The sequence below is a fragment of the Tolypothrix sp. FACHB-123 genome (assembly GCF_014697075.1).
In the GTDB taxonomy this organism is placed as follows: Bacteria; Cyanobacteriota; Cyanobacteriia; order Cyanobacteriales; family Nostocaceae; genus Aulosira.
Genome location: NZ_JACJRE010000138.1, coordinates 1 through 4,509, shown reverse-complemented (window position 1 = coordinate 4,509; position 4,509 = coordinate 1). Strand labels below are relative to the sequence as shown.

Annotated in this window: 3 protein-coding genes; 1 reads left to right on the top strand and 2 read right to left on the bottom strand. The window is 36.1% G+C overall.

Going from position 1 to position 4,509, the window contains the following annotated elements; translation table 11 throughout:
- Positions 1–201: 201 nt before the first annotated feature.
- Complete coding sequence (locus H6G41_RS34230) at positions 202–867, bottom strand: hypothetical protein (RefSeq protein ID WP_190752808.1); 666 nt, start codon at positions 865–867, stop codon at positions 202–204.
- Positions 868–1,192: 325 nt separating this feature from the next.
- Here H6G41_RS34230 and H6G41_RS34225 point away from each other — a divergent pair, with 325 nt between their 5' ends.
- Positions 1,193–3,355 (top strand): dynamin family protein, encoded by a 2,163-nt coding sequence (locus H6G41_RS34225; protein ID WP_190752807.1) that lies wholly within the window; start codon positions 1,193–1,195, stop codon positions 3,353–3,355.
- A gap of 209 nt (positions 3,356–3,564) precedes the next feature.
- Here H6G41_RS34225 and H6G41_RS34220 read toward each other — a convergent pair.
- Positions 3,565–4,509 (bottom strand): hypothetical protein (locus H6G41_RS34220; protein WP_242038157.1); only part of this gene is annotated, 945 nt, incomplete at its 5' end.

Here is a 4,509-nt window from a genome sequence, read left to right as displayed (position 1 = left end):
CCAGATTGTTATTTCTGTTCCCAATCTGACGGCTTAAAAACCGAGAGTCTCGATATTGATATAGACAGTGATGTTGACAATCTGGACTATTGGTAGTCTATGAGCTAATCCCACCCCTAAAAAGAGTGGGCTTTTCTCACACTAACTTTTTGTAAACCTTTGGGTGATTAGACTCTACCAAAGTGACAATACAAAACTTACTTAAGGATAGTTTCTGTAAACATCCTTAATCATAGAAACTACCCAATTGACTGCAAAATCGCCTGTACATCCATAACCAAATTGGTTTCTCATGTTGCTAGTTATTTCATTAATTACAATGTCTCGACTCAAACCTGCCAAATTATTACCTTGGAGTATTGAGGAAATCCCCGTAACTACGCGAGAAGATGTTTGTCCGGAAATATTTTGTCTTTCAAGACTACATATAATGATAGTTTCAGCTAAAGCAATTGCAAAATTCTTCCCAGGAGTTACATGATTGGCATAAAACAGATATTGAGATGGTTGTGAACCATAATTGACTATCTTGATATATGCATATCTATTTTGTGAAAAAATTGGCGTAGTAACTAGCTCTGTTGTAACTCCTGTATTTTCTCCTTTAGCTAATAGCTTCCAGCCTCCAGCATAGTCATATATGTAAATATCAAAATCAGCTCTACGACTATGATTTTTGAGTGTAAAAACACCAAAGCTATGGGCAGGAACTTTATACTTGTAATAAGTAACACCTTGAGATTTGAGTGTTTCATAATAATATCCATCATTTTGATGCTTGAATTCTGTAAATTCCTGCGCCTTAGCAATACCTGGAGAAGTTATACATAAGCTGAATGCTGTAATACCTGCAAGTAATTTTTTCATGCTGTTATTTCCTGAAAATTGTAGTAATTAATCAAGATATTCCAGTTAAAACTGTTATCTGGATGAGATAAAAACTTTGTCTATACCACAATTAACATTGCTTACAGTCAAGAACAGTAGATAAGGTGCGAATGACGAAATAATTATCTGCTTGTGTTTAGTCATTCGAGGCTTTAGCAGCATCTATTCCCTATGTTGTTTGCAATTTCCGAAAATTTTATTCATTTCGTCATTCGCATAAAATACCTATTCTCTGATTGTTATTGTCTGTAAACTCATAGATGTTAAAACACCAAATTTTTCTTGAAATCGAGGATTTAAGTTTATGAATAACATTGACAAACATGCCAATCATGAATCTACCGCCAATAGCCAACAAGTCGTGAGTATTAGTGAAGATATAGTGACTTCAAAACTAGCAACTCCTGGAAGTGAAGCAGAACGATTTTCCAGTGACTTAGAAAAAGCTACTAGAATTCGCAGAGAAACTGCTGAAATTTTAGATAAAATAGCAGAAATATTAATTCAAGCCGAAAACGCAGGTGAAAATACTTCAGGTAAATTGGGATTTGAGCAGGATATTACATATCTAAATAATGTCAGTAAAAATTTACGTCAAGGCGTATTTCGCCTACTTGTACTAGGAGATATGAAACGAGGAAAAAGTACTTTATTAAATGCCATTATCGGTGAAAAAATCTTACCGACAGGTGTGAATCCTTGCACAGCAGTTCTCACGATTGTTCGCTATGGCGAAAATAAACAAGTAACAATTCATTTTAATGACGATAAACCACCCACATCAATGGATTTTAACGCCTTTAAAAAAACTTATACTATCCCTCCCGATGAAGCCAAAAAGTTGGAAGAAGAAGGAACACCTGCATTCCCTGATGTAGAATATGCTGTGATCGAGTATCCCTTAGATATTTTAGAGAAAGGAGTAGAATTAATTGACAGCCCTGGTTTAAATGATACCGAAGCCCGAAACAATTTAGCCTTAGGTTATATCAATAACTGTCATGCAATTCTGTTCGTTCTTTCTGCGACACAACCCTTGACTCAAGCAGAACGCCGTTATTTGGAAAATTATATTTATGGTAGAGAGTTAGCTACTTTTTTTCTCATTAATAATTGGGATTTAATTGCCCAAAAAGTAGAACATGAAGATGAATTACCTGAAGCTGAAAACACAATTCGTCAGGTATTTGCCAGCAATTTGTTTGCTTACTGTCAAGTCAACGGTAAAAATTTTTATGAACAAAGAGTATTTGAATTAAATTCTTTAGCAGCTTTTAAAGCACGCACCCAAAATCCCTCTGGTTCGCTAGAGGGAACTGGTTTTGATAAATTCTTCGAGATTTTACGCCCTTTCTTAACTCAAAAACGAATTATTGCCGAGCTATTAACTGTCAAGGGTTTAGTCCGTCAAATTTATCATCAGGTTCATGAAGCTGTAGGAATACGTATAACTTTACTAGATACAGGAGTAGAAGAACTCAAACAGAAAATTTTCGATGTTCAACCAGAATTTGAGCAGTTGATTGAAATTAGAGATAGATTTAAAAATGAAATCCGCCATCAATCGGAAAATTATGCCAATGAGTTAGCAGATGATTTCTGCAACTATCTGTCTAACTTAGATAGTACCTTTGAAACAGACTTTGCACCCTACCAACCAGACTTAAAAGTTTTTGATTTAATTCAACGTGGTAAACGAAAAGAGTTTGAGGAGAATTTAGAACAGGCATTTAATAGATATTCTAATGACAGGATGGCAGATTGGACTAAAAAAGCCGAACAAAAACTGGGACAAGCTTTTTCCCACATTGCTCAAAGCGCCGAAAGTTATGGTGAAGCCTATAGCCAAGTGACAAATCAAATCTCTGCGAAACTGAACCAACAAAAAATAGAAACAGGAACAGTTTCTTTAGAAGAAAAATCTCCTGGGTGGACGAGATGGGCTGGGGCTGCTGCTGGTATATTTTTAGGGAATCCTGCGGGTGCTGCTTTAGTCGGCTTTGGCGCTCTAGATTGGAAAAGTTTGATTGGTCAATTCCTTACCGTTGTAGGAGCTAATATCGTTTTATTATATGGTGCGGGAACTTTTTTAGGGCCAATAGGTATAGCTTTAGCTGGTTTAGTTACAGGTACCGTGCAATTACAATTGGCAAGAAATCAGCTAGTTAAGTTAGCTAAACAAAAAATGAAGGAGAACTTACCGAATATCGCTAAAGCAGAAAGGATTAAAGTCTATAGTTTTGTGAAAGATATCTTTATAAACTTTGAGAATGAAGTCACTAAAAGAATCGACAGTGATATTCTGTCTCGCAAAGTTGAGCTAGAAGAACTTCTCAATCAAAAAGCATCTCAAGAAATCGACAAAACCGCAGAAGTTTCTCGCCTAAATACTCTCGATAGCCAAATTCTTACTCAATGGAATGCTATAGAAGTTATTACTGACAAACTTCTTGAAGAAAGTATTTAATCACATTTTGCAAGTAAACATCAGAAGAAGTAACATTAGGGCGAACATCTGTTCGCTCTTACCATAACTAATCAAACAGACTTGTCCCATATCTGATTATTTTAAATGATTTCAGATAATTCTTCCTGAGCTATTTCTAGTTATTATCTTCAGGATTGAACATATTTCAGGATGCTCTGAACATTATTTGTCCCCGTTATCCGGTGATTTTACATCAATCCCAAATCTCTCATCGCTTTCCACAAATTAGATCGTCGCTTGTGCTGGACTTTCCATTGGGACAACAAGCTCTGATAATTCTGTGGTGCTAACTCTTTTAAGGCAGACATCCATTGTACATTCTTCGTATAATCTGAGCTTTTAGATGCTTCTGGTAATGGTACGAAATTATGTAAATTTGCTTGCCAATAAGCCATTACTCTTTCCCATAAATCGGGAGGTGCATATTCTTGGAGGTACGTTCTCCGAGAAATCTCATCTGGTGTCGATAGTTGGTTTGGTTGAATCACAACCTCATAAAATTTAGGTAATGGGGATTTTCCCTGGTACTTTATTTGGGTCAAATCTCTTGTTAACAAATGTATTACATTGTATTCCCAACCCAGTTGTGCTGGATCTCCAGGTAATTTCTCCAACCATTCGGTAATTTGTTGCCTAAACCAAGTATGTCCTTTTTCTTGTGTCGTAATACTATCTAGTAACCAATACAACCACCAATTATCTACGGTTTTTGAAGTTGTATGAAAATCTGAGTATCTGTAAGGTGTACTACGTTTAATTATCGATTCACGCCAAGAAGTAAATAAGGATTTCTGGGTATCTTTACTTACTGGTATCTCAGCAAAAGCTTTGAGCATACTCGACCAGTCGTAACAATATTCAAAAGCAATATGCTGAATTTCTAAAGCATTCGCTCGTTCTATTTCTCCCAATTCTCGAACAGCTTGTTGATAATAGCGAAGTAAAGTTTTTTGGTTTTCCCCATTCCCAGGAGCGTAAGAAAATCCGCCCACAACAACAAACAGCAGCGAATTTTCTGGTGTCCAGGGATTTTTATCTTGTTTGTTTTTTAACAACGCATCCAAAGTCTCTTGAATCACTGTGAGACTTTCTCGATATTCCTGTTTACCCAATAAATCCTCAATCACAGGTAA